Genomic DNA, 23,758 nt, shown 5'->3' with positions numbered 1-23,758 from the left:
GCCCGTGAACATGAACCAGCAACAGCTCTCGGGCTACGTCCCGACACCGCCCGCCGCCCGTATGGAGAACCACGGCAGCGCCATGGTGAAGATCGCCATGCAGAGCGGCCAGGACGTCTTCGCGCGCACGGGCTCGATGGTGGCGTACGAAGGGTTCGTGCAGTACGAGCCGAACCCGCCCGCCGTACGCCAGATGGCTTCCCAGTGGCTGACCGGCGAGGGCGCCCCGCTGATGAAGTGCACCGGCGACGGCCTGCTCTACCTCGCCGACTACGGCGCCGACGTGGTCTGCATCAACCTCAACGGTGAGTCGCTCTCCGTCAACGGCACCAACCTCCTCGCCTTCGACGCGCACCTCCAGTGGGGTGTGCAGCGCGTCAAGGGGATGGCGAAGTTCGCCGGCCAGGGGCTTTTCAACGTCGGTATCTCCGGCACCGGCTGGGTGGCCCTGACCTCCCGAGGCACGCCCATAGTCGTCGACTGCGGCCGCGGCGAGGACGAGACGTACGTGGACCCGGACGCGCTCGTCGCGTGGTCCACGCATCTGAAGATGAAGGGCAAGCGCAGCTTCAAGGCGTCGTCGATGATCGGACGCGGCAGCGGCGAGGCCTATCAACTGGGCTTCTCCGGGCAGGGTTTCGTCGTCGTCCAGCCCAGCGAGGACAGCACCGACCGGCTCCGGGCCCGGGGCTGAGGGGGAGACCGAACACGCCATGCAGAGTCCGCTTTTCGCCTTCACCGAGGCACAGACCCAGGACCGCTACGCACTGCAGAACGAGCAGCTGCTGCGCGTCGCCCTCCAGGGCCACGAGGACCTTCTCGCCCGCAAGGGCACGATGGTCGCCTATCAGGGCCTGCTCGAATTCGACGGCAACTACCAGACGCAGGGCCAGCACCGCGCCCGCGCGATGTCCGGTGAGGGCCTGGACCTGATGCGGGTCTCGGGCCAGGGCACGGTCTATCTGGCCAACCTCGCGCAGTACGTCCATGTCGTCGATGTCGACCACGACGGGCTGACCATCGACAGCAGCTATGTCCTGGCGCTCGACTCCGGCCTCCACTGGGACGTCGTCTCCGTCGACAGCCAGTACGGCATCTCCGGCACCGGCAAGTACCAGCTCAACATCTCCGGCCGGGGCAAGGTCGCGTTGATGACCTCGGGCCAGCCGCTGATGCTGCAGGTGACGCCGGACAAATACGTCAACGCCGACGCCGACGCGGTCGTCGCCTGGTCCGCCTCGCTGCGGGTGCAGATGCAGGCGCAGACGCACTCCTCCGGGGTGTGGCGGCGCCGCGGCGGGACGGGCGAGGGCTGGGAGCTCAGCTTCCTGGGGCAGGGGTACGCCCTCGTCCAGCCCAGTGAGCTGCTGCCGCCGCAGCAAGCCGTCATCGGGTCCGGTGCGGCCGCCCAGTTCGGCATGGGGCAGCACGGCGCCCATGGGCAGAACCAGGGCAACATCTTCACCAACTGACGCAACACCGCGGCGCCCGCCCCGGAGCGGGACGGGCGCCGCAGGATGCCTCTTCGCACGGTGTGCCGCAGCGGGCCCTCAGAGCAGCGCGCGGGTCCGCTCGACGAGGCGCACCACCGACGCGTCGGCGACGCCGGCCACCTCGTCGTAGGCGAACCACCGCAGGTCCAGCGACTCGTCGCTGATCGCGGCGACCGCTCCTTCCGGGGCCAGTGCCGCGTACTGGACGTCCAAGTGCCAGGCGCAGGGCGTGTGATGACGATCCAGCCGCACCGGGCCGCCGGGCAGCAGCGTCAGGCCCTGCGCGATCCCGGACTCCTCCCGCGCCTCACGCAGTGCCGCCTCGGCCAGCGAGGCGTCCTCCGGCTCGCAGTGGCCGCCCATCTGCAACCACATCTGCAGCTTGCGGTGCAGGGTGAGCAGTACCCGGCCGCGGGCCGGGTCGATCACCAGGGCGCTCGCCGTGAGGTGCCCTTCCTTGCACGGCTTCCCCATGCCGTCCGGATGGCCGGCGAGGTGGTCGAGATACGTCAGCCGCAGCTGCTCCTGGTCGGGCGACGGCGCGGGCCACTCCTTGAGCACCCGCGCCGCGTCCTCACGCAGACTCACTTGTCGCCGTCACCCTTGCCCTCGCCGGCGCCCTCGTCGGGGCCGTCCGCGGCGCCCTCACCGGACGCCTCGGGCTTGCCCTCGGTGTCGGCGGACGTGTCGGCCGGTGCCTCCTGCGATGCCGCGGTGGGCTTGGCCAGGTCGGGCTTGCCGCCGTTCGCGGCCTCGCCCAGCATCTTGTCCAGCTCGGAGAAGTCCGGCTGCTCGTGGTGCACGAAGCCGTCCGGGTCGTCCAGATCGGCCGCCGTCGGGAGCATGTCCGGGTGCTCCCACAGGCCGTCGCGGCCCTCCAGCCCCCGGGCGTCCGCCAGGGAGGCCCACAGCCGGGAGGCGTCCCGCAGGCGGCGCGGACGCAGCTGGAGCCCGATCAGCGTCGAGAACGTCTGCTCGGCCGGGCCGCCGCTCGCACGGCGTCGGCGCAGCGTCTCACGGAGCTTGTCCGACGAGGGCAGATGCGGCTTGGCGGCGGCGTGCACCACCGCGTCCACCCAGCCCTCGACGAGAGCGAGCGCGGTCTCCAGCCGGGCCAGCGCCGCCTTCTGCTCGGGGGTGTCCTCGGGCTGGAACATGCCCTGCTGGAGTGCGTTCTGCAGCTCCTCGGGATGCTGCGGGTCGATCTGGCCGACCACGTCCTCCAGCTTGGTGGTGTCGACCTTGATGCCGCGCGCGTAGCCCTCGACGGCACCGAAGAGGTGCGAGCGCAGCCACGGGACATGGGCGAAGAGCCGCTGGTGGGCGGCCTCGCGCAGGGCCAGATAGAGCCGTACTTCCTCTTCGGGCACGCCCAGGCCCGCGCCGAACCTCGCGATGTTGCCGGGCAGCAGCGCGGCCTTGCCGGCCGGCCCGAGCGGCAGTCCGATGTCCGTCGACCCGACGACCTCGCTGGCCAGCACACCCAGCGCCTGGCCGATCTGGGTGCCGAACATCGCGCCGCCCATGGAGCGCATCATGCCGAGCAGCGGGCCGGCCATGGCCTGCATCTCCTCGGGCAGGACATCACCCATGGCCGCCCCGACGCGCTCGGCGAGCGGGTTGACCAGGTCCTTCCACACCGGCAGGGTCTCCTCGACCCACTCGGCGCGGCTCCACGCCACCACCGAGCCGGACCCCGACGGCAGCGACGTCACACCGTCCAGCCACAGGTCCGCCAGGCGCACGGCCTCCTCGACGGCGGACCGCTCGCCCGGGGACAGGCTCGCGTCCTTGCTGCCGTCCTCGGCGCCCTGCGCCACGGTCTGCCGCGCGATGTCCTTGGCCATGTCCCAGTTCACCGGGCCGCCCTCGTAGGAGAGCATCTGGCCGAGCTTCTGGAACGCGGCGCCCAGATCGCCAGGGTTCATTTCGCCACCGGGTCCGCCCATGCCGCCGAAGAGCGCCGCGAACGGATTGTCCGCGCCGCCGCTCCCGCCGCCGAACCCGAAGGGGTCCGCGGGGTCCTGGCTACCTCCCTGGCCGCCCTTCTTCTTGCCGTTGTCGCCGTCCTCCGGCTCCTCCGGCGGAAGGCCGAATCCAAATGGGGTGTCACTCACGGGTTTCCTCGGCTCGTAGGGCCGCCGGCCCGGGGCCGACGGCGACTGCCCGACATCACCTCCAGCGTAGACACCCGGACCGCTTCGGGGCTCGGTGCTTCGCTGTCGCGGTGGCTGCGGCAGGATGGACGCCACCTGGTACGCCACGTGTGAGCACGCGTACGTACTGAAGACAACCGCTGGAGACGCCCGGTGAGTTCCCCAGATCCGACCGTTCGCGCAGCGCGAAACGCTGCTGCTACGCCCGACAAGGCGGCCGGCACCACGGGCGGCGCCATGGACCGGCCGCTGCGCCGGCCCGTCGTGGCCGTCACCGGAGCCGCCTCCGGAGTCGGCGCGCTCCTCACCCGTGCCCTCGCCGAATCCGACGAGGTCAAGGAGGTCATCGCCATCGACGAGCGGCGCGGTGACGTCGCGGAGGCGCACTGGCACGTCCTGGACGTACGTGACCCCGTCATCGCCGAGAAGCTGCGCGGCGCGGATGTCGTCGTCCACCTGGCACTCGACCTCGACCTGGAGACCGACGCCACCGCCCGCACCGCCTACAACGTGCGCGGCACCCAGACCGTCCTCACCGCGGCCGCCGCGGCAGGCGTCCACCGGGTCGTGCTGTGCACCTCCGCGATGGTCTACGGGGCGCTGCCCGACAACGATGTTCCGCTGGCCGAGGACGCCGAGCTGCGCGCCACGGCCGACGCCACCGGTGTCGGTGACCTCATGGAGATCGAGGACCTCGCGCACCGCGCGCCCCGCGCGCACCCCGGCCTGAACGTCACGGTGCTGCGCCCCACCGTCCTGGTGGGCGGTACCGACACGGCCCTGACCCGCTACTTCGAGTCACCCCGCCTCCTGGTGGTCGCCGGATCGCGGCCCACCTGGCAGTTCTGCCACGTCGAGGACCTGGTCAGCGCGCTGGAGTACGCGGCGCTCGAGAAGGTCGACGGGGAGCTGGCGGTCGGCTGCGACGGCTGGCTGGAGCAGGAGGAGGTCGAGGAGCTGACCGGCATCCGGCGCATGGAGCTGCCGTCGTCGGTGGCGCTGGGCGCCGCGGCCCGACTGCACCGCATCGGCCTGACACCGTCGCCCGCCGGGGACCTCGCGTACACGATGCACCCCTGGGTGGTCAGCGGCAGCCGGCTGCACGACGCGGGCTGGCGGCCCCGCTGGACCAACGAGGAGGTGCTCGCCGAGCTGCTGGAGGAGGTCGCGGGCCGGCACACCGTCGCGGGCCGCAGGCTGGGCCGCAAGGACGCCACCGCCGCCGGTGCCGCGGGCGCCACCGTCGCCCTGCTGGGTACCGCCGCGCTGGTCAGGCGTGCCCGCAAGGCCCGCCGCCGCATCTGACCCGGGCCGGCGGCGGGCTGTACGAGCCTCCAGCGACGGCTCCGTAGGACCGGCGGAAACGGCCATTCCCCCTGGCGCTCGGGTACGGCACGATGGGGAGTATGTCTGGCACGCACACCCCCTCGTCGTCCGGCCGTGAGCACCCTGGTGAGCAGGGCGCAGCGGACCCCATCCGGCTGCTCGCGATCCGTGAGACGCCGCTGTCCGTGGACGAGGTCTTCGCGGCCGTGGGAGACGACGCGGCGGGCGGCACGGCCCTGTTCGTCGGCACGGTCCGCTCGCACGACGGCGGCGCGGACGTCGACGGCCTGGGCTACTCCTCGCACCCGTCCGCGGAGGCGGAGATGCGCCGCATCGCCGAGAAGGTCATCGCCGACTTCCCGGTCCGTGCACTGGCCGCCGTCCACCGGGTGGGCGAACTGGCCATCGGAGATCTTGCGGTCGTCGTCGCCGTCTCCTGCCCGCACCGGGGCGAGGCCTTCGAGGCGTGCCGCAAGCTGATCGACGACCTCAAGCACCAGGTTCCCATCTGGAAACACCAGACTTTCTCGGACGGTACGGAGGAATGGGTCGGCGCCTAGCGCGTGTCCGCAAGGTCCCGTCCGGCCCGCGGGCGGACGACGGGACTGTGCGATCACGCCCTGGCGCGTCACCCGGGCGCAGGCCGGGCGCCTTCGTCCGAACGCGGGGCCGAATCGGTGGCTCCGGCGCTCCGGTTGCGTAACCCGCCCCCTGGCGTGAGCGTTGACCTGTTGGATGGGTAATCTGCTTATTCGTCGATTTGCGGTCGCGCAAAGGGTCGGGAGGCCGCTGTGGGTGCGCTCCTCTGGTTGTTGATTCCGGTTCTCGCTGCGGTGGTTGCCGTGGCGTGGAGCAGTTGGGCCCTGAGAAACCGCAAGACGGGGGATGTCGCGGAACTCGCGGGGTACGCCCGGTTCCGCGACGCCATGGAGCGAGAACGTTCCGCTTCCGAGCCCGCCTCCGACGCGGCCTGACGTTCCCCGGTCGTACGCACGAGCAAGGGCCGTCCCTCTGAGGAGTGACGGCCCGCCATGTGGGGGCCGTCCGGGGCAGCTCCCCGGACGGACGGCCCCGCGGGCCGGTTGTCATACCCGTCCCGTACTGTCGTTCCATGCCACGCCGCACCGCGACGCTGCTCGCCTCGACCCTCATGTTGATCGCGCTGCTCTGCGCAGGGGTGCTGATCCCCGTGCCGTACTCGGAGATGTCGCCGGGTCCGACGGTCAACACACTGGGTGATCACAGCGGCGAGCCGGTGCTGCAGATTTCCGGGCGCAAGACGTACCCGACGACCGGTCACCTCAACATGACCACGGTCCGGGTCACCGGCCCCGACTACACCATGAACCTCTTCGAGGCGGTCTACGGCTGGCTGGACCACGACAACGCCGTGGTGCCGCACAAGACCCTCTACCCCGAGGGCCAGACGGCCGAGGAGGCCGACCAGGAGAACGCCGAGGAGTTCAGCCAGTCCCAGGAGAGCGCCAAGGCCGCCGCGCTACGCCAGCTGAAGATCCCGGTCGCCACCCAGACCGTCGTGGGGTCCGTGGTGAAGGACATGCCGGCCGACGGGCAGCTGCACGCCGGCGACGTGATCAAGGCGGTGGACGGCAAGCAGGTCACGGAGGCCGCCGGCGTCGCCAAGCTCGTCACCGTGCACAAGCCGGGCGAGAAGGTCCGCTTCACCATCATTCCCGCGAAGACGGCGGCCGCGGCCGAGAAGCAGGGCAAGCGGCCCGCGGCGGGTGCGAAGGACATCACGCTCACCACCGAGAAGGCCGAGGACGGCCGCGCCATCGTGGGCATCCAGGCCGAAATGGACCACATCCTCCCGTTCACCATCGACGTCAAGCTGGCCGATGTCGGCGGGCCCAGCGCCGGGCTGATGTTCTCGCTCGGCATCGTCGACAAGCTGACGGCGCAGGACCTGACCGGCGGCAAGTTCGTGGCCGGCACGGGCACGATCGACGACAAGGGCAAGGTCGGGCCGATCGGCGGCATCTCGATGAAGACGGTCGGCGCGCGGGACAAGGGCGCGGAGTTCTTCCTGACGCCGAAGGACAACTGCGCCACCGCCGCCAAGGACACCCCGGCCGGTCTCACCCTCGTCAAGGTCGGCACCATAGGCGACGCGGTGAAGGCGCTGCAGAAGATCCGCTCCGGAGACACCGAGAGCCTGCCGAGCTGCAGCCCGGCAGGCCGGCCGTAGCCCGGTAGCACTCGCCGCCCGTCCGGCGGCCCTGACCCCGAAGCCCCGGCCTCCGTCGGCCGGGGCCCTCGATCGGGTCGATCAGCCCTCGAACGTCGCGGACAGTGCGTCCGCGAGGCCCGGCACCAGCGCGGCGCCCGTGAGCACCTCGGACGTCGAGTCCTTCTCGCGCAGCCGCAGCGCCGATTCACGCGAGCCGTCCCGCAGCACGCCCACCGTCATGCGGACCTCCTGACGGTCCGGATGGTCGGCGACCCACTTGGCGAGCTGCGCGTCGTCCAGGCCCTCGGGCACCGAGTCCTCCGCGGACGGCGGCAGCATCAGGCGCTCCACGGTCATCGCGCAGCCGGTGACGGCGTCCGGCCAGGCGATGGTGGCGAGGAACTCGTCCAGCGGGACGCCGGCCGGGATCTCGTCCTGCTCGACGGGGGTCAGGGAGGTGGTGGTGGAGTCGTCGATGCCGAGCTGGGCGGCGAGCGAGGGCTCCTGGGCGCGCAGCTTGGCGGTGTCGACGAGGGCGAACAAACGGGCGGGCTGATCCCAGCCGAGCCCGGCGCTGTACTCGTCGATTTCGAGCACCGCGCGGGTCAGTGGGTTGGCGGCGAGGGGGGTGCCGTCAACGGGGAGGTTGGTCATGCTCAACATCGTGCCTTGTGAACCCCGGAAAGCGGGAACCGAGTAAAGCCTTCGTAAGTTGCATCAGTGGGTCCTACTATCGCCGGGCCTGCTCAACACGACAGCGAACTTCGAGGTGCGCACCTTGGCTTTCCAGATGCCGGACCGCGGCGGAGGCCCGACAGGGCCACGGATCAGAGTCGGCCGACCGTCCCGGCGGATCCGGACCCTGCTCATGACGTTGGGTGTGCTGGCCGTGCTGGCCATGCTCTTCGTGATGTTCGCCGGGTTCTGGACCGACTGGCTCTGGTATCGCTCGGTCAATTATTCGTCGGTCTTCACCACCACCCTGTGGACCAAGATCGGCTTGTTCTTCTTCTTCGGCGTGCTGATGGCGTCGGCCGTCGGCGTCAACGTCTGGCTGGCGCACCGGCTGCGGCCACCGCTCAGCGCGATGTCCACGGAGCAGCAGAGCCTGGACCGCTATCGGATGAGCATCGCGCCGTTCAAGAAGTGGGCGTTGATCGCGATCGCCGCGGTGGTCGGTCTGATCGCCGGCGCGTCCGCGTCCGGCGAGTGGCGCACCTGGCTGCAGTGGGTCAACGGTGTGTCGTTCGGACAGAAGGACCCGCAGTTCGGGATGGACGTCTCGTTCTACGCCTTCGATCTGCCCTGGTACCGCTTCCTGTTGAGCTTCGGCTTCGCCTGCGCGGTGCTGTGCCTGGTCGCCGCCGCGCTGACCCACTACCTCTACGGCGGGCTTCGGCTGACCAGCCCCGGCTCGCGGGCGACGGCCGCGGCGACCGGCCATCTGTCGGTGCTGCTGGGGATCTTCGTCTCGCTCAAGGCGATCGCCTACTGGCTCGACCGGTACGGCCTCGCGGTGAAGTCCAGCGGCCTGAAGTCGGCCGACAACTGGACCGGTCTGCGCTATGTCGACGCCAACGCCTATCTGCCCGCGAAGACCATTCTGTTCTGTATCGCGGTGATTTGCGCGGTCCTGTTCTTCGCCACCCTCTGGCGCCGCACCTGGCAGCTGCCGGTGATCGGCTTCGGCCTGATGGTGCTCTCCGCGATCCTCATCGGCGGGCTGTATCCGGCGATCGTGCAGAAGTTCCAGGTCCAGCCGAACGAGCAGGCCAAGGAAGCGCCGTACATCAAGCAGAACATCAAGGCGACCCGGGACGCGTACGACATCCAGGACTCGGGGGTCACCCCGTACAAGGGCAACTACAAGCCGGCCACGGAGGCGGACAGCGAGCGGCTGCGTGAGAACGCCGACACCACGGCCAGCATGCGTCTGCTCGACCCCAACGTGGTGTCGCCGGCCTTCCAGCAACAGCAGCAGGTGCGTGGGTACTACCAGTTCCCCTCCACCCTCGACGTCGACCGGTACAAGGACAAGGACGGCGCCGAGCAGGACACCGTCATCGGTCTGCGTGAGCTGAACATCGCCGGCATCCCCGAGCGCAACTGGATCAACGACCACTTCAAGTACACCCACGGCTACGGCGCGGTCGCCGCCAAGGGGACCGAGCCCGCCGAGGGCGGCGGGCCGAAGTACACCGAGTCGGACCTGCCGGCCAAGGGGCAGCTCGGCAAGTACCAACAGCGGGTGTACTACGGCGAGAAGACCTCCCAGTACTCCATCGTCGGCGGTCCGCAGAAGGAACTGGACTACTCCGACGACAGTGGCGAGAAGAGCTACAGCTACACCGGCAAGAGCGGGGTGAACCTCGGCAACCCGATCAACCGCGCCGCCTACGCGGTGGCGTTCGGCGAGCCGCAGATCCTCTACTCCGGCGCGATCGGTGAGGGCTCGCGGATCCTGTACAACCGCACGCCCAAGGAGCGCGTCGAATCAGTCGCCCCCTGGCTGACCATCGACGGCGATGCCTACCCGGCGGTGATAGACGGCCGGATCCAGTGGATCGTGGACGCATACACCACCAGCAACGGCTATCCGTACGCCTCGCGCACCACCCTCGGGGACACCACGGCCGATTCGCTCACCGACGGGCAGCGGGCGGTGGTGGCGCAGCAGAACCAGGTCAACTACATCCGTAACTCCGTGAAGGCGACGGTCGACGCCTACGACGGCTCGGTCAAGCTCTACCAGTGGGACACCAAGGACCCGGTTCTCAAGACCTGGATGAAGTCCTTCCCGGGCACGGTCGAGAAGAAGAGCTCCATCAGCCCCTCGCTGAAGGAGCATCTGCGGTATCCGCAGGACCTGTTCAAGGTGCAGCGGCAGCTGCTCACCACCTACCACGTCACGGACCCGGGCACCTTCTACACCGGCTCCGAGCGCTGGCAGATCCCGAACGACCCGACGACCAAGTCGGGCAACGCCGTGCCGCCGTACTACCTGAGCCTGAAGATGCCGGATCAGAAGGGTCAGACCTTCTCGCTGACGACGACCTTCACGCCCAACAAACGCGACAACCTCGGCGCCTTCATGGCCGTCGACGCCAACGCGACCAGCAGCGACTACGGCAAGATCAGACTTCTGAAACTGCCGTCGCAGACACCGGTGCCCGGTCCGCAGCTGGTGCAGTCGAAGTTCAACTCCGATCCGAGCATCGCCAACGAGCTGAACATCCTCAAGAAGCTCGGTGATTCGGAGATCGAGTACGGCAACCTGCTGACCGTGCCGTTGGACGGTGGACTGCTGTACGTCGAACCGGTCTATCTGCGCGGCGCCAACACCAACTACCCACTGTTGAAGAAGGTGTTGGTCAGCTACGGCGACAACAAGCCGGTGCTGGAGAACTCCCTCAAGGACGCGCTGGATGTCGTCTTCGGCAAGAAGGCACCCAGTTCGGGCACGGAGGAACCGCCCAGTGGCGGCGACACGACCCAGCCGCCACCGTCCGACCAGACGGTCCAGCAGGCCCTTGGCGACGCGCAGAAGGCCTACGAGGAGGGCGAGAAGGCGCGTGCCTCGGGCGACTGGGCCGGCTACGGCGAGGCCCAGAAGAAGCTCAAGGCGGCGCTGGAGCGGGCCGCCGAGGCATCCCGGAAGGCCGGTAAGTCGGGCGACTGACGCGACCCGGCCGCGAGCGTGACGGCGTGCGGCCGCCGGTGCGAACCGGTGGCCGCACGTCCGCGGTGGTCAGGGGCCCCCGCCGCCCCGTGATAGCTTGTGGACACAACGGCGCGGGGTGGAGCAGCTCGGTAGCTCGCTGGGCTCATAACCCAGAGGTCGCAGGTTCAAATCCTGTCCCCGCTACTGAAGATGAAGGCCCGGATCCTCAAGGATCCGGGCCTTCGTCATGCGTTCGGGTCGGCTTGTGGGCCACGGCCGGGTCGAACGGCCGTTGTGGGAAACCTGTGTGCTTGAGTTTGACAAGTCGTCGTGTCGGGAAGTCGACAAACCGCTGAAGTGACCTCACTGGCTGCGGTATTCCAGGTGTACGCGGGTTACGGGTGATGCGACGATGGCTCTTATGGGGGACAAGGCAAGGTTGTTGGAGACAGACCGGTTTGTGCATGCGCCCGACGACGGGCGCGAATCCGAGCTGCGGATGGATGCGATGGAGGCCGCTGAGGCCGCCGAGGCGTCCGACGCGGTGACCGAGACCGGTCACCGCCGGGCCGCCGAGGCGGGCGACACCGCCGCCATGAGTGCGCTCGGCGCGTTGCTGCTGCGCCGCGGTGACCTCGACGGCGCCGAGCCCCACCTGCGCTCCGCCACCGCGGCCGGTGACCGCGCCGCGGCCAACAACCTGGGTGTCCTGCTCCACCAGCGGGGCTACGCCGAGGAGGCGGCCGGCTGGTGGCGGATCGCAGCCGTCGCCGGTTCCGCCGCGGCCGCGCACGCCCTGGGCAGGCACTACCGCGAGCGGGGCGACGAGCCCGCCGCCGAGTACTGGCTGCGCCAGTCCGCCGAGTCCGGGCACTACCTGGGCGCGTACGCCCTCGCCGACCTGCTGGAGCACCGCGGCGACATCGGTGCCGAGCGCTGGTTCCGGGCCGCCGCCGAGCGCGGCCACCGCGAGGCCGCGTACCGTCTGGCCCGCGTCATCGAGGACGGCCGCGACACCGACCGCGCGGTGGAGCCCGCGTACGGCGAGCTGACCCGCGCCGCGGAGGCCGAGCAGTGGTACCGCCAGGCCGCCGCGCGCGGCCACCGGAGGGCTGCGCTGCAACTGGGCGCGCTCCTGGAGGACCGGGGCGACGTGCAGGAGGCGGGGCGCTGGTATCTGTCCGCGGCCAAGGACGGCGAACCGCGGGCGGCCTGCGCGCTGGGCTTCCTGCTGCGTGATGCCGGCGACGAGGAGAGCGCGGCCGAGTGGTGGCGGCGCGCCGCCCAGGAAGGCGACGGCAATGCCGCCAACGCCCTGGGTGCGCTGCACGCCGACCGCGGCGAACTGCAGACCGCCGAGCGCTGGTACCGCGTCGCCCTGGACGCCGGGGACGTCAACGGTGCCTACAACATCGGGCTGCTCTGCGCCGGGCAGGGGCGGGCCGGGCGGGGTGAGCAGTGGTACCGCCGCGCCGCGTACGCCGGGCACCGCGAGGCGGCCAACGCGCTCGCCATCCTGCTGTTGCAGCGTGGCGACGCGGCGGGGGCCGAGCCGTGGTTCTCCAAGGCGGCCGAGGCGGGCAGTGTGGACGCGGCGTTCAACCTCGGCATCCTGTTCGCCGGTCGCGGTGAGGACCGGCTGGCGCACGCCTGGTACGAGCGGGCGGCGGCGGCCGGGCACACCGAGGCGGCGCTGCAGGTCGCCATCGTGCAGTTGCGCGAGGGCGACACCCAGGACGCGGAGCGCAACCTGCGCTGTGCGGCCGGGGGCGGCAGCCCCGAGGCGGCTTTCCGGCTCGCCGACCTCCTGGACCGCAGGTCCGCGGAGGCGCGCGACGCCGGGCGGACGGACGAGGAGCGGGCGCCGGACGACGAGAGCACGCAGTGGTACGAGCGGGCCGCGCAGCAGGGGCACCGCCGTGCGCAGGTTCGAGTTGGCATGTTCGCGGCGGCTCGGGGTGACGTGGTCGAGGCCGCGACCTGGTACCGCGCGGCGGCCGAGGCCGGCAGCAGCAACGGCGCCTTCAACCTCGGCCTGCTGCTCGCCCGCGAGGGGAGCCTCCCGGAGGCCACGCTGTGGTGGCAGCGGGCCGCCGACGCCGGACACGGCCGCGCCGCGCTGCGCCTGGCGCTGCTGGCCGCCCGCAGGGGCGCGCTGGCCGAGGCGCAGAGCTGGTGTGCGCGGTCGGTGGAGCTGGGGCCGCCGGAGGTCGCCGAGCGGGCCGCCCGGCTGCGCGCGGCGCTCCAGGAGGAGCTCAGCGCCTAGCGTGCGCCCGTGGGTCCAGGGCCGGGTCGAGGAGACCTGGCCCTGGACCCAAGGGAAGGGATTTGCGCTGGTCGTCGGCCTGGGGTTAAAGTAAGGACACAACGGCGCGGGGTGGAGCAGCTCGGTAGCTCGCTGGGCTCATAACCCAGAGGTCGCAGGTTCAAATCCTGTCCCCGCTACTAAAGACGAAGGCCCGGATTCTTCAAGGATCCGGGCCTTCGTCATGCTCGCGTGCGGGGGCGACGCGCGGTCCGGGGGATTCGCGGTGAGGGCGCCCGCCGGCATCCTGCTGCGGCGGGCGGTCCCCTTCTCCGTGTCTCCGGTGCCTGCTCGCCGTTCCTCGCTCCGACTGTCCGCCGCCCCGGCGCGCCAAGAAGCCCGCGCCCCCAGGGGGCGCGGGCTCGGGCTGCGCGGGACTCTCAGTGGTCGGCGGCGGGCGCGGTGCCGGCGTGGGCCGACGGCGGCTCGTGCGGGGGCCCGCGCCGAAGGGCTCCGGCCTCCTGTGGAGCGGCGGCCCGGGCGGGGGCCGGCGCCCGGAGTCAGAAGAGGGCGGGCGCGGGCGTCAGGAGTCGGCGCTGCAGGTGGGGCAGACGCCCCGGTAGGTCACGGTGACCTCGGACACCTGGAAGCCGTAGCGCTCCGGCTCCGGCAGGGCCGAGAGTGGGTCGCCCTGGAGGTGGACATCACGGATCGTGCCGCACCGGGAGCAGACGAGGTGCTGGTGGTCGTGGTGGGCGTTCGGGTCGTACCGCTTGGCGCGGCCGTCCGTGCTCACCTCGATGACCTCGCCGAGCGACACCAGCTCGCCGAGGGTGTTGTAGACGGTGGCGCGGGAGATCTCCGGGAGCCGGTCGGTCGCCCGCGCGTGTACTTCGTCAGCGGTGTAGTGGACGTGGTCCCCGTCGAGGACCTCGGCCACGACGCGTCGCTGTGCGGTCAGCCGCCAGCCGCGTCCCCGGAGTCGTTCCAGCAGGTCACTCATGCCTATCACCTATCAGTCAGATAAGGCCCAGGGTAGCAGCGGCCGATCCATCACCGGATCAGGTACGAGTTTCGTCTTCTTCTTGACTTAGACAATGTCCAATGTAGGATCGACATCGGCGCAAGCCAAGGGCAGGTGAAGAACACTTCAGGAGGCGCACGTGTCGGTAGAGAGCAGCACCGGACCGCTGACCACGGAGACCGGGGCCCCGGTCGCGGACAACCAGAACAGCGAGACGGCCGGCATCGGCGGCCCTGGTCTCCTTCAGGACCAGCTCCTGATCGAGAAGCTCGCGCACTTCAACCGCGAGCGCATCCCGGAGCGCATCGTGCACGCCCGCGGCGCCGGCGCGTACGGCACCTTCACGGTGACCGCGGATGTCACGAAGTACACCCGGGCGCATTTCCTCTCGGAGGTCGGCAAGCAGACCGAGACCTTCCTGCGCTTCTCGACCGTCGCGGGCAACCTCGGCTCGGCGGACGCCGTGCGTGACCCCCGCGGTTTCGCGCTGAAGTTCTATACCGAGGAGGGCAATTACGACCTCGTCGGCAACAACACCCCGGTGTTCTTCATCAAGGACGCCATCAAGTTCCCGGACTTCATCCACACCCAGAAGCGCGACCCGTACACCGGCTCGCAGGAGGCGGACAACGTCTGGGACTTCTGGGGTCTCTCGCCGGAGTCCACCCACCAGGTGACCTGGCTGTTCGGTGACCGCGGCATCCCCGCGACGCTGCGCCACATGAACGGCTACGGCTCGCACACCTTCCAGTGGAACAACGCCGCGGGCGAGGTCTTCTGGGTCAAGTACCACTTCAAGACCGACCAGGGCATCAAGAACCTCACCCAGGACGAGGCCAACGCGCTCGCCGGTGAGGACCCCGACAGTCACCAGCGTGACCTGCGGGAGTCCATCGAGCGCGGTGACTTCCCGAGCTGGACCGTGCAGGTGCAGATCATGCCGGCGGCCGACGCGGACAACTACCGCTTCAACCCGTTCGACCTGACCAAGGTCTGGCCGCACGAGGACTACCCGCCGATCGAGATCGGGAAGCTGGAGCTCAACCGCAACCCGGAGAACATCTTCGCCGAGGTCGAGCAGTCGATCTTCTCCCCGCACCACTTCGTGCCGGGCATCGGCCCGTCCCCCGACAAGATGCTCCAGGGCCGTCTCTTCGCGTACGGCGACGCGCACCGCTACCGCGTCGGCATCAACGCCGACCACCTGCCGGTGAACCGCCCGCACGCCACCGAGGCGCGCAGCCACGGCCGGGACGGCGCCCTGTACGACGGCCGTCACAAGGGCGGGAAGAACTACGAGCCGAACAGCTTCGGCGGCCCGACCGAGACCGGTCAGCCGCTGTGGCAGCCGGTCCCGGTGACCGGCGAGTCGGGCAAGAGCGCCGCCCCCTCGCACGCCGAGGACGACGACTTCGTGCAGGCGGGGAACCTCTACCGCCTGCTGTCCGAGGACGAGCGGGAGCGCCTGGTCGACAACCTCGCGGGCTTCATCGCGAAGGTCTCCCGTGACGACATCGCGCAGCGCGCGATCGAGAACTTCCGCAAGGCGGACGCGGACTACGGCAAGCGGCTGGACGCCGCGGTACAGGCCCTGCGCGGCTGACCGTTCCTCGCGGCCCGACCCTGTCGCACCAGCGACGTGGTCGCTCGCCGCGGGGCTCGCACAAGGGCCGCTTGCCGTAACAAACGAAGAGGCCGGACGCCATGGGGCTCCGGCCTCTTCGTGCGTCCGGCCCCCTCGGCAGGCCGGACGCGGCGGGCTCATCTCAGGCGGGAATGGCGTCGATGCGTTCGGCGACGTGCGACCGGCAGCGGATGATGTCGCGGACCGAGACGATGCCGACCGGTTCGTGGTCGTCGAGCACGATGAGGTGGCGGAAGCCGCCGCGCACCATCGCGTCCGCAGCGTCGTCAAGAGTCCAGTCGGGGGCGGCGAACACCACGTCCGACGTGGTGTGGGTCTGGGCGAGTTCCCGGTCGGGATCGTCGCCCGCGCCGAGGGAGTTGAGGATGTCGCGCTCGGTGAGGATGCCGAGGCCGCTGTTGTCCCTGTCGAGGACGACGGCCGCGCCGACGCGTCGGGTCGCCATCAGTTGTGCGGCCTGGCGGAGGGTGTGAGCGGGCCCGATGGTGAGGACCACCGTGCTCATGGCGTCTTTGACGAGCATGGGCATGGAGTGGAGCCACCTCCTTGGTGAATGTGCCTTGCGAAAGGATTCACAAGTTCACAAGCTGGCGGATTCTCATGTTCACATGCCCGGGCCGATGCAACAAGGGGCGGATCGCGGACGGTTGTCCGCGCATCCGCCCCTTCGCAGGTCAGTGCCCTGCGTCGCCCACGTAATTCAGCAGATCCTCGTGGAGCAGGCCGTTGGAGGCCGCCGCGTCGCCGCTGTGCGGGCCGGGCTTGCCGTCCAGGCCGGAGAACCGGCCACCGGCTTCCTGGACGACGACCGCGCAGGCCGCCATGTCCCACAGGGAGAGCTCCGGCTCCGCGCAGATGTCCACCGAACCCTCGGCGATCATCATGTACGGCCAGAAGTCGCCGTAACCGCGGGTGCGCCAGCAGTCCCGGGTCAGATCGAGGAAGCCGGGCAGCTTGCCGCGCTCCTCCCATCCGGTCAGCGAGGAGTACGCGAACGAGGCGTCCTGGATGCTGCCGACCTTCGACACCTGGAGCCGGGTCGCGGAGGTCAGGCTCCGGCCCGTGAAGGCACCCAGGCCCTCGGCGGCCCACCAGCGTCGGTTCAGGGCAGGTGCGGAGACGATGCCGACCACCGGGCGGTCACCGCCCTCGCCGCGTTCCATCAGCGCGATCAGCGTCGCCCAGACCGGCACACCGCGGACGTAGTTCTTCGTCCCGTCGATCGGGTCGATGATCCAGCGGCGTGGGCCGGAGCCCTCGCTGCCGAACTCCTCGCCGAGCACCGCATCGCGTGGCCGGGCGCGCTGGAGGTGGCCACGGATCAGCTCCTCGGCGTTCTTGTCCGCCTCGCTCACCGGAGTCATGTCGGGTTTGGTCTCGACCTTGAGGTCGAGAGCCTTGAACCGCTCCATGGTCGCGGCGTCCGCGGCGTCCGCGAGGACATGGCCGAGGCGAAGATCATCGTGATAGTCGGGCATGTGCGAACAGTATCTATTGGTATACGCAGGAGCCACACGGCCATGCCGGGCCCGGCGTGTGGCGGCTCCGGGCGCGGACCGCGGTGACCCTTGACAGTCCCTGGTGCCCCGTCAATTCTGTGCGCACACCGCCCACATGGGCCGGCTGCCGGGAGGCGACGGATGCCCGCTGCGCGAGAATCCTTGCTGGATGCCGCATACAAGGCGTTGACGACCCGGGCGTGGGCGGCCGTCCGGATGGTGGACGTCGCGGCCGCGGCCGGGGTGTCCCGGCAGACCCTCTACAACGAGTTCGGCAGCAAGGAAGGGCTCGCCCGCGCCCTCGTCCGCCGGGAGACCGAGAGGTATCTCCAGGGAGTGGATCGGGTGCTGCGGCAGGCCGGCCCCGCTCCCGAGGCTGCCGCGGCGAGGGATGCGGCGGCGGGCCGGGTGGTGGCCGCGGCCGCCTGGACGTTGCGCACCGCGCGCGCCAACCCGCTGGTCAGGGCGGCACTGACGGGCTGCTGGAGCGACCGCCTGCCGCCCCCGCCCGGCGCACCGCCGCGGGGCGGCCGCCCGGGACTTCCTGGACAGCGCGCCGTGCCGTCCGCCGAGCGGCCGCTGCCGGGGCCCGGCGAACTGGTCGGCCGCTTCTGCGACCGGGCGGTCGCGGCCTTGGGGCCCGACTGGCCCCAGGAGGAACTCCCCGCCCTGGGGGCCGCGTGCGAGACCGCCGCGCGGTTGACGCTGTCCTGCGTGGTCGCCCCGGCGGCACCCGGTGCCTGGACCGCGGACGGCCCGGAGGCCAGGCCGTCCGTCACGGGGAGCCCGGCACAGGCGCGTCGGGAGGCCGAGGCGGACGCGGTGTCGCGGCTTGTGCGAGGGGCGTTCGCCCGGCTGCCCGGGGGAGAGCCGGTTCGCCCCGGGTGAGGCGGCGGTCGCTTCCGTGGCCGGGGGCCCGTCAGCGGGTGGCAGCCGGGATCACGGCTCGGGCGCGACGGGCTCGCGTACGCGTGGCCGTACGCACGGGGGCGCCGGGAGTCGGCGTCGCAGCGCATCCTGAAGGTCCGTCATGCCACGGTGGGGCTGGAGGGGGCCACCGGGAAGCCCGAAGCCGTCGTCAGCACCCGCCGGCACCCGTCAGCCCCTGTCGGCTCCGGTCAGTGTGACGCCCCGGACAGTTGGAGTCCGATGACACCGACGATGACGAGGCTGATGGAGACGAGCTTGAGGGTGGAGACCACGTCGCCGAGGAAGACCATGCCGTAGATCGCCGTGCCGGCCGCACCGATGCCGGTCCAGACCGCGTAGGCCGGGCCGACGTCGAGTTTGCGCAGGGCGAGCGTCAGCAGGCCGAAACTGCCGAGGGCGAAGGCGCAGAAGGCGATGGTCGGGAAGAGGCGGGTGAAGCCGTGGGAGAGCTTGAGGCAGACCGCGAAGCCCGTCTCCAGGATTCCCGCCACCACGACCAGCAGCCACGCCATATCCCTGTGCCTCCGTCAGTCGGTGACCGCTTCGCCGGACTTGGTGAGCTTATGCGTTCACCTCGGTGGGCGGCAGCAAACGCCTGAGTCAGTCGCCCTCGCGTCGCTCGCGGGTGGCCAGCAGGCGGCGCAGCGAATAGAGGCGGGCCGGATCGGCGTGCCCGTCGGTCACCCACTGGTCCAGCGCGCAGTCCGGTTCGTCGTGGCTGCACGCGCGCGGACACTCCGCCGTACCCGGCACGAGGTCGGGGAAGGCCAGGATGACCCGCGAGGGGTCGACGTGGTGCAGGCCGAAGGACCGTACGCCCGGGGTGTCGATGACCCAGCCCGAGTCGCCGGGCAGCGGGAGCGCCAAGGCCGAGGTGGTGGTGTGCCGGCCGCGGCCGGTCACCGCGTTGACGTGACCCACGGCCCGAAGACGGTCCGGGACCAGCGCGTTGACCAAGGTGGTCTTGCCCACCCCGGAGTGCCCGACGAACGCCGTCATCCGCCCGGCCAGCTGCTCCCTGACCCGCTCGGCGGCGCTGCCGTCGGCGAGTTCGTCGCGGTTGGTGACGAAGTAGGGGACGCCCAGGGTGCCGTAGGACTCCAGGAGGGAGTCGGCGGACGCCAGATCGGACTTGGTCAGCACCAGCAGCGGGTCGAGGCCCGCGTCGTAGGCGGCGACCAGGCAGCGGTCGATGAGGCGGGGACGCGGCTCGGGGTCGGCGAGCGCGGTGACGATGGCGAGCTGGTCGGCGTTGGCGACCACGACGCGCTCGAACGGGTCGTCGTCGTCGGCCGTACGGCGCAGCGTCGAGGTGCGCGGCCGCACCCGCACGATCCGCGCGAGGGTGTCCTTGTCGCCGGTCAGGTCGCCGACGACGGCGACCCGGTCGCCGACCACCGCGCTCTTGCGCCCCAGTTCGCGGGCCTTCATGGCGTGGACCGTGCGGCCGTCGATCAGACAGGTGAGGCGGCCGCGGTCGACCGTGAGGACCAGGCCCTCGCTGGCGTCCTCGTGCTTGGGACGGATGTTGGTGCGGGGACGGTTGCCCTTGGGGTTGGGGCGGACGCGGATGTCGTCCTCGTCGGGGTTCTTGCGGTAGCGGCGCATGGCGGCGGCAGACCTCAGACTCTCCGGGCGGGGGCGGCGGCAGGATCGAGCATGTCCGCCCACATCGCGGGGAAGTCGGGCAGGGTCTTGGCGGTGGTGGCGACGTTCTCCACCTCCACGCCCTCGACGGCGAGGCCGATGATCGCGGCGGCGGTGGCCAGCCGGTGGTCCTCGTAGGTGTGGAAGATCCCGCCGTGCAGCGGCCGCGGCCGGATGTGCAGGCCGTCGGCGGTCTCGGTGACGTCGCCGCCGAGTTCGTTGAGTTCCTTGGTGAGCGCGGCCAGCCGGTCGGTCTCGTGCAGCCGCAGGTGGGCGACGCCGCGCAGGGTGGAAGGGGAGTCGGCGAGGGCGGCGACGGCCGCGATGCCCGGAGTCAGCTCGCCGACCTCGCTCAGGTCGACGTCGATGCCGTGGATTTGGCCGCTGCCGGTGAAGGTCAGGCCGCGGTCGGTCAGCTCGCAGGAGCCACCCATGGTGGTGAAGATCTCACGCAGCGCGTCACCGGGCTGGGTGGTGTGCTCGGGCCAGTCGGGGATGGTGACCCGGCCGCCGGTGACCAGGGCGGCGGCCAGGAACGGCTGGGCGTTGGAGAGGTCGGGCTCGACGATCAGGTCGCGGCCCAGCAGGGCGCCGGGGGTGACCCGCCACACGTTCGGTTCGCCGCCGGCCTCCGGGGTGTCGACCTGGGCGCCGACGCTGCGCAGCATGTCGACGGTCATCCGGATGTGCGGCAGCGAGGGCAGGGCGGAGCCGGTGTGCCGGACCTCGACGCCCTGATTGAAGCGTGGCGCGGACAGCAGCAGGGCGCTGACGAACTGGGAGGACGAGGAGGCGTCGATCTCGACGGGGCCGCCGTCCAGGGCGCCGCCGCCGTGCACCGTCATGGGCAGTGCGCCGCGGTTGTCGTCGTCGATGCGGGCGCCGAGGGCGCGCAGGGCGCCGATGACGCCTCCCAGGGGGCGCTCGTAGGAGCGGGGGTCGCCGTCGAAGCGGATCGGGCCGTCGGCGAGGGCGGCGACCGGTGGGAGGAAGCGCATGACGGTGCCGGCGTTGCCGACGTCGACGGTGGCCGGGCCGTGCAGGCCGGCCGGGATGATCCGCCATGCCTCGCCGCCGGAAGCCTCTCCCGCGGCGCCCACGGAGCTGGAGGAGGCGGTCTCCTCGATGCCGACGCCCATGGTGCGCAGCGCCTCGGCCATCAGGAGGGTGTCGCGGGAGCGCAGCGGCCGGCGCAGCCAGCCGGGCTCGGAGGAGAGGGCGGCCAGGACCAGGCCGCGGTTGGTGACCGATTTGGAGCCGGGCACGGTGACGGTTGCATCGACGGCCCCGGAGGCGAGGGGGGCGGGCCACAGGGCGAGGTGTGCGGGGCTCTCGGTCATGCCCTTACTTTAATGGCTGGGCAAGGGTGCCGATCTTGATCAAAAATGGCGCAACGCGTACGAAACATGACCCTGGTAACGCGCCCGCGCGCCACCGAGACGGCCGCGGAAGGTGCCGGGCGGTGCCGACGTCCGGGTCATCGGTGGTCCGGCCCGTCCGCGTCGGTCCCGCCGCGGACGCCGGGGCGGCTCAGACGGCCAGCAGCCAGCGCCCGCCGCCGATCAGGCAGCACAGCGACACGACGTGGAAGAGGCCGAGCCAGAGGGCCGCGGGAACGTGCGTCAGCCGGGCGAGCTGGTCGGGGTCGGAGTCCGCCGCCCCGCCGCGCCGCCGCTTGCCCTGCAGCTCGAACGCCGGCCGGACACCACCCAGCAGCAGGAACCACACCACGGCGTAGGCGAACGCCGCCTGGACGTCCGGCGTCGTCAGCCAGGAGACCAGCAGGAAGGCGGCGCCCGCCAGGACGACGGTGAGCGCGCCGTAGGCATTGCGGATCATGACCAGCATCGCCAGGAGCAGGGCGGTGGCGCCCCACAGCAGCGCCGTGATGTGGCCCGAGGCCAGCAGTGCGGCGCCCGCCAGGCCGAGCAGGGACGGCGCGGTGTAGCCGGCCGCGGCGGTCAGGATCATGCCGATCCCGGTCGGCTTGCCGCGGGAGACGGTCAGACCGGAGGTGTCCGAGTGCAGACGTATGCCGTCCAGGCGGCGGCCGGTGAGGAGCGCGATCAGCCCGTGTCCGCCCTCGTGGGCGATGGTGACGGCGTTGCGGGACAGCCGCCATGCGGTGTGCGGGACGACGGCGCCCAGCGCGAGCACCCCCGTGACGATCACCAGCCAGAACGAGGGGTCGGGCTGGGTCCCGAAGACGCGGCTCCATACATCGGTGAGGTGATCGGTGTCCATGTCTCCCCTTCGTGTGGCATGGCAGTCTGGCACGCATGTGCGGTAGGTATGCAGCGAGTCGCGGGCCCGAGGACCTGGTAGGGGCTTTCGACGTCCAGCGGTGGGAGCCGGAGGAGACCCTGGCGCCCGACTGGAACGTCGCTCCGACGAAGAACGTGTACGCGGTGCTCGAACGTCCCCTGAAGGGCGGCGCGGCCACCGGCCCCGTGCCGCGAGGCCCGGTGCGCCAGCTGCGGACGCTGCGGTGGGGGCTGGTCCCGTCGTGGTCGAAATCACCCGACGTCGGCGTGAAGATGATCAATGCGCGGGCCGAGACGGTGCACGAGAAGCCCTCCTTCCGGCAGGCGTTCGCCACCCGCCGCTGCCTGCTGCCCGGCGACGGGTATTTCGAGTGGGTCACCGACGCGGCCGAGCGCGAGCTGGAGGAGCAGGGCAGGAAGAAGCGGAGCCGGAAGCAGCCGTACTTCGTGACGCCCGCCGACGGCTCCGTGATGGCGATGGCCGGGCTCTTCGAGTTCTGGCGCGACGGGACGCTGCCCGCCGAGCACCCGCAGGCGTGGTGGGTCACCTGCACCGTGGTCACGACCGCGGCTGAGACCACGCCGCTGGCAGGCGCCACGGGCGGCGAGGGGCCGCAGTCGCTCGCCGACATCCACCCCCGCATGCCGCTGGTGCTGACCCCGGACCGCTGGGACGCCTGGCTCGACCCCGGCCGCACCGAGCCCGACGAGCTGCGCGAGCTGCTGGCGCCACCGCCGACCGGGCTGATGCGCGCCCACCCGGTCCCCACCGACGTCAGCAACGTCCGCAACAACGGGCCGGAGCTGGTCGCCGAACTCGACGGGCCGGAGATCGCCACCCTCTTCTGACGCGGACGCGCCGCGTCGGACGCGTCAGAAGTGGGGGGCGGCCCGGGCAGGATGGGGGTATGAGCACAGCGGCGAGTGAGCGCGAGACGGTCGGGACGCCCGTGGGCGACGCCCGGATCACCTGGTACCGCGACCCGGTGCCCGCCCGGGCGGTGGTGGCGGTCAGCCACGGCGCCGGTGGCGGCATCGAGGCGAGGGATCTGAGCGCCCTCGCCGCCGCGCTGCCGGCCCGCGGCTACACCGTGGCCCTGGTCGAGCAGCCGTGGCGGGTGGCGGGCAAGAAGGTGGCGCCGGCGCCCAGGACGCTGGACGCCGGCTGGACGGCGCTGTGGCCGGCGCTGGCCAAGCCGGGGCTGCCGGTCGTCGCGGGGGGCCGCAGCGCGGGCGCCAGGGTGGCCTGCCGTACGGCCCGGGAGCTGGGTGCGCACGCGGTCCTGGCGCTGAGCTTCCCGCTGCACCCGCCGGGCAAGCCGGAGAAGTCCCGGGTGGCGGAGCTGACCGGCGCCGGGGTGCCGACGCTGGTCGTCCAGGGCGGCCGGGACCCGTTCGGACGGCCCGAGGAGTTCCCGGAGGGCACCCGGCTCACCAAGGTGGCGTACGGCGACCACGGATTCGCGGTGCCCAAAAAGTCGGGCACCGGCGAGGCGGAGTCGATGGCCGTGCTCACCGGCGCGGCGCTGGCGTGGCTGGACGGCCTGTTCGGCTGACGGCGGCCTGGCGCCGGTCCCCCGCAGGCCGTGCGGCGGGACATCCGGCGACGGCCGCGAGGAAGCGGGGGCGGGGCGGGAATGTGCCGGGGGGTGCCGCTGTTGTGCGTGGCGTAACAGC

General features: G+C 71.2%; 21 protein-coding genes and 2 tRNA genes. 13 read left to right on the top strand and 10 right to left on the bottom strand.

Annotated elements, in window-relative coordinates; all coding sequences use genetic code 11:
- Positions 1-10 precede the first annotated feature (10 nt).
- Positions 11-694, top strand: coding sequence for an AIM24 family protein (locus tag ACH4FH_RS24590; protein WP_393896655.1), 684 nt, complete (start codon positions 11-13; stop codon positions 692-694).
- A 19-nt stretch (positions 695-713) separates the two neighbouring features.
- Positions 714-1,472: an AIM24 family protein gene (locus ACH4FH_RS24585; RefSeq protein ID WP_398558025.1), complete on the top strand. Its 759-nt coding sequence runs from the start codon at positions 714-716 to the stop codon at positions 1,470-1,472.
- 78 nt (positions 1,473-1,550) lie between these two features.
- Here ACH4FH_RS24585 and ACH4FH_RS24580 read toward each other — a convergent pair whose 3' ends face one another.
- Together ACH4FH_RS24580 and ACH4FH_RS24575 are read right to left on the bottom strand one after the other, a co-directional pair.
- The gene (locus ACH4FH_RS24580; RefSeq protein ID WP_398558024.1) at positions 1,551-2,081 is read right to left on the bottom strand and encodes an NUDIX hydrolase; all 531 of its coding nucleotides are present in this window, start codon (positions 2,079-2,081) and stop codon (positions 1,551-1,553) included.
- Positions 2,078-3,610 carry a zinc-dependent metalloprotease gene (locus ACH4FH_RS24575; RefSeq protein WP_398558023.1) on the bottom strand — a complete coding sequence of 511 codons (1,533 nt, stop codon included), beginning with the start codon at positions 3,608-3,610 and terminating at the stop codon, positions 2,078-2,080. The genes ACH4FH_RS24580 and ACH4FH_RS24575 overlap by 4 nt, the downstream gene beginning before the upstream one ends.
- Before the next feature lie 192 nt (positions 3,611-3,802).
- On the opposite strand from ACH4FH_RS24575, the gene ACH4FH_RS24570 reads away from it, so the two are divergent.
- The 3 genes from ACH4FH_RS24570 (at position 3,803) to ACH4FH_RS24560 (ending at position 7,184) form a co-directional block, all read left to right on the top strand.
- The gene (locus ACH4FH_RS24570) at positions 3,803-4,954 is read left to right on the top strand and encodes an SDR family oxidoreductase (RefSeq protein WP_398558022.1); all 1,152 of its coding nucleotides are present in this window, start codon (positions 3,803-3,805) and stop codon (positions 4,952-4,954) included.
- A gap of 101 nt (positions 4,955-5,055) precedes the next feature.
- Positions 5,056-5,535, top strand: a complete 480-nt coding sequence (locus ACH4FH_RS24565; RefSeq protein ID WP_398558021.1) for a molybdenum cofactor biosynthesis protein MoaE — start codon at positions 5,056-5,058, stop codon at positions 5,533-5,535.
- Positions 5,536-6,086: 551 nt separating this feature from the next.
- Positions 6,087-7,184: a PDZ domain-containing protein gene (locus ACH4FH_RS24560; protein WP_398558020.1), complete on the top strand. Its 1,098-nt coding sequence runs from the start codon at positions 6,087-6,089 to the stop codon at positions 7,182-7,184.
- 81 nt (positions 7,185-7,265) lie between these two features.
- Here the strand turns inward: ACH4FH_RS24560 and ACH4FH_RS24555 are convergent, their stop codons facing one another.
- On the bottom strand, positions 7,266-7,820 hold the full coding sequence (locus ACH4FH_RS24555) for a PPA1309 family protein (protein ID WP_398558019.1): 555 nt from the start codon (positions 7,818-7,820) through the stop codon (positions 7,266-7,268).
- Positions 7,821-7,956: 136 nt separating this feature from the next.
- Here ACH4FH_RS24555 and ACH4FH_RS24550 point away from each other — a divergent pair, with 136 nt between their 5' ends.
- The 4 genes from ACH4FH_RS24550 to ACH4FH_RS24535 all read left to right on the top strand — a co-directional run bounded on the left by ACH4FH_RS24550 (position 7,957) and on the right by ACH4FH_RS24535 (position 13,272).
- The gene (locus ACH4FH_RS24550; protein WP_398558067.1) at positions 7,957-10,845 is read left to right on the top strand and encodes a UPF0182 family protein; all 2,889 of its coding nucleotides are present in this window, start codon (positions 7,957-7,959) and stop codon (positions 10,843-10,845) included.
- A 112-nt stretch (positions 10,846-10,957) separates the two neighbouring features.
- Positions 10,958-11,031: transfer RNA gene (locus tag ACH4FH_RS24545), tRNA-Met, on the top strand.
- Between the two features lie 208 nt (positions 11,032-11,239).
- A complete protein-coding gene (locus tag ACH4FH_RS24540; protein WP_398558018.1) occupies positions 11,240-13,093 on the top strand; it encodes a tetratricopeptide repeat protein in 1,854 nt (617 codons plus the stop codon).
- Between the two features lie 105 nt (positions 13,094-13,198).
- Positions 13,199-13,272, top strand: a tRNA-Met gene (locus ACH4FH_RS24535).
- 383 nt (positions 13,273-13,655) lie between these two features.
- Here the strand turns inward: ACH4FH_RS24535 and ACH4FH_RS24530 are convergent.
- Positions 13,656-14,075 (bottom strand): Fur family transcriptional regulator, encoded by a 420-nt coding sequence (locus tag ACH4FH_RS24530; RefSeq protein ID WP_398558017.1) that lies wholly within the window; start codon positions 14,073-14,075, stop codon positions 13,656-13,658.
- A gap of 160 nt (positions 14,076-14,235) precedes the next feature.
- Here ACH4FH_RS24530 and ACH4FH_RS24525 point away from each other — a divergent pair, with 160 nt between their 5' ends.
- Entirely contained in the window at positions 14,236-15,699 is a 1,464-nt protein-coding gene (locus tag ACH4FH_RS24525) for a catalase (RefSeq protein ID WP_398558016.1), read from the top strand.
- Between the two features lie 163 nt (positions 15,700-15,862).
- Here the strand turns inward: ACH4FH_RS24525 and ACH4FH_RS24520 are convergent, their stop codons facing one another.
- Together ACH4FH_RS24520 and hisN are read right to left on the bottom strand one after the other, a co-directional pair.
- Complete coding sequence (locus ACH4FH_RS24520) at positions 15,863-16,264, bottom strand: cyclic nucleotide-binding/CBS domain-containing protein (protein WP_398558066.1); 402 nt, start codon at positions 16,262-16,264, stop codon at positions 15,863-15,865.
- 151 nt (positions 16,265-16,415) lie between these two features.
- Positions 16,416-17,219, bottom strand: coding sequence for a histidinol-phosphatase (gene hisN, locus ACH4FH_RS24515; protein WP_398558015.1), 804 nt, complete (start codon positions 17,217-17,219; stop codon positions 16,416-16,418).
- A 162-nt stretch (positions 17,220-17,381) separates the two neighbouring features.
- Between hisN and ACH4FH_RS24510 the strand changes: the two genes are divergently transcribed.
- Positions 17,382-18,128, top strand: a complete 747-nt coding sequence (locus ACH4FH_RS24510; RefSeq protein ID WP_398558014.1) for a TetR/AcrR family transcriptional regulator — start codon at positions 17,382-17,384, stop codon at positions 18,126-18,128.
- A 230-nt stretch (positions 18,129-18,358) separates the two neighbouring features.
- Here ACH4FH_RS24510 and ACH4FH_RS24505 read toward each other — a convergent pair whose 3' ends face one another.
- From ACH4FH_RS24505 to ACH4FH_RS24490, 4 genes are all read right to left on the bottom strand, one after another.
- Positions 18,359-18,682, bottom strand: coding sequence for a DMT family transporter (locus ACH4FH_RS24505; RefSeq protein WP_398558013.1), 324 nt, complete (start codon positions 18,680-18,682; stop codon positions 18,359-18,361).
- 88 nt (positions 18,683-18,770) lie between these two features.
- Complete coding sequence (gene rsgA, locus ACH4FH_RS24500; protein ID WP_398558012.1) at positions 18,771-19,778, bottom strand: ribosome small subunit-dependent GTPase A; 1,008 nt, start codon at positions 19,776-19,778, stop codon at positions 18,771-18,773.
- A gap of 14 nt (positions 19,779-19,792) precedes the next feature.
- Entirely contained in the window at positions 19,793-21,157 is a 1,365-nt protein-coding gene (gene aroA / locus ACH4FH_RS24495; RefSeq protein ID WP_398558011.1) for a 3-phosphoshikimate 1-carboxyvinyltransferase, read from the bottom strand.
- Positions 21,158-21,347: 190 nt separating this feature from the next.
- Positions 21,348-22,061: a M50 family metallopeptidase gene (locus ACH4FH_RS24490; protein ID WP_398558010.1), complete on the bottom strand. Its 714-nt coding sequence runs from the start codon at positions 22,059-22,061 to the stop codon at positions 21,348-21,350.
- 35 nt (positions 22,062-22,096) lie between these two features.
- On the opposite strand from ACH4FH_RS24490, the gene ACH4FH_RS24485 reads away from it, so the two are divergent.
- The gene (locus ACH4FH_RS24485) at positions 22,097-22,930 is read left to right on the top strand and encodes an SOS response-associated peptidase (RefSeq protein ID WP_398558009.1); all 834 of its coding nucleotides are present in this window, start codon (positions 22,097-22,099) and stop codon (positions 22,928-22,930) included.
- A gap of 59 nt (positions 22,931-22,989) precedes the next feature.
- Positions 22,990-23,637 carry an alpha/beta family hydrolase gene (locus tag ACH4FH_RS24480; protein WP_398558008.1) on the top strand — a complete coding sequence of 216 codons (648 nt, stop codon included), beginning with the start codon at positions 22,990-22,992 and terminating at the stop codon, positions 23,635-23,637.
- The last annotated feature ends 121 nt before the right edge of the window (positions 23,638-23,758 follow it).

It is taken from the genome of Streptomyces sp. NPDC017993 (assembly GCF_044328065.1).
Taxonomy (GTDB): domain Bacteria; phylum Actinomycetota; class Actinomycetes; order Streptomycetales; family Streptomycetaceae; genus Streptomyces.
The sequence above is the reverse complement of the archived record's forward strand: the minus strand, read 5'-3'. Positions and strand labels throughout refer to the sequence as shown.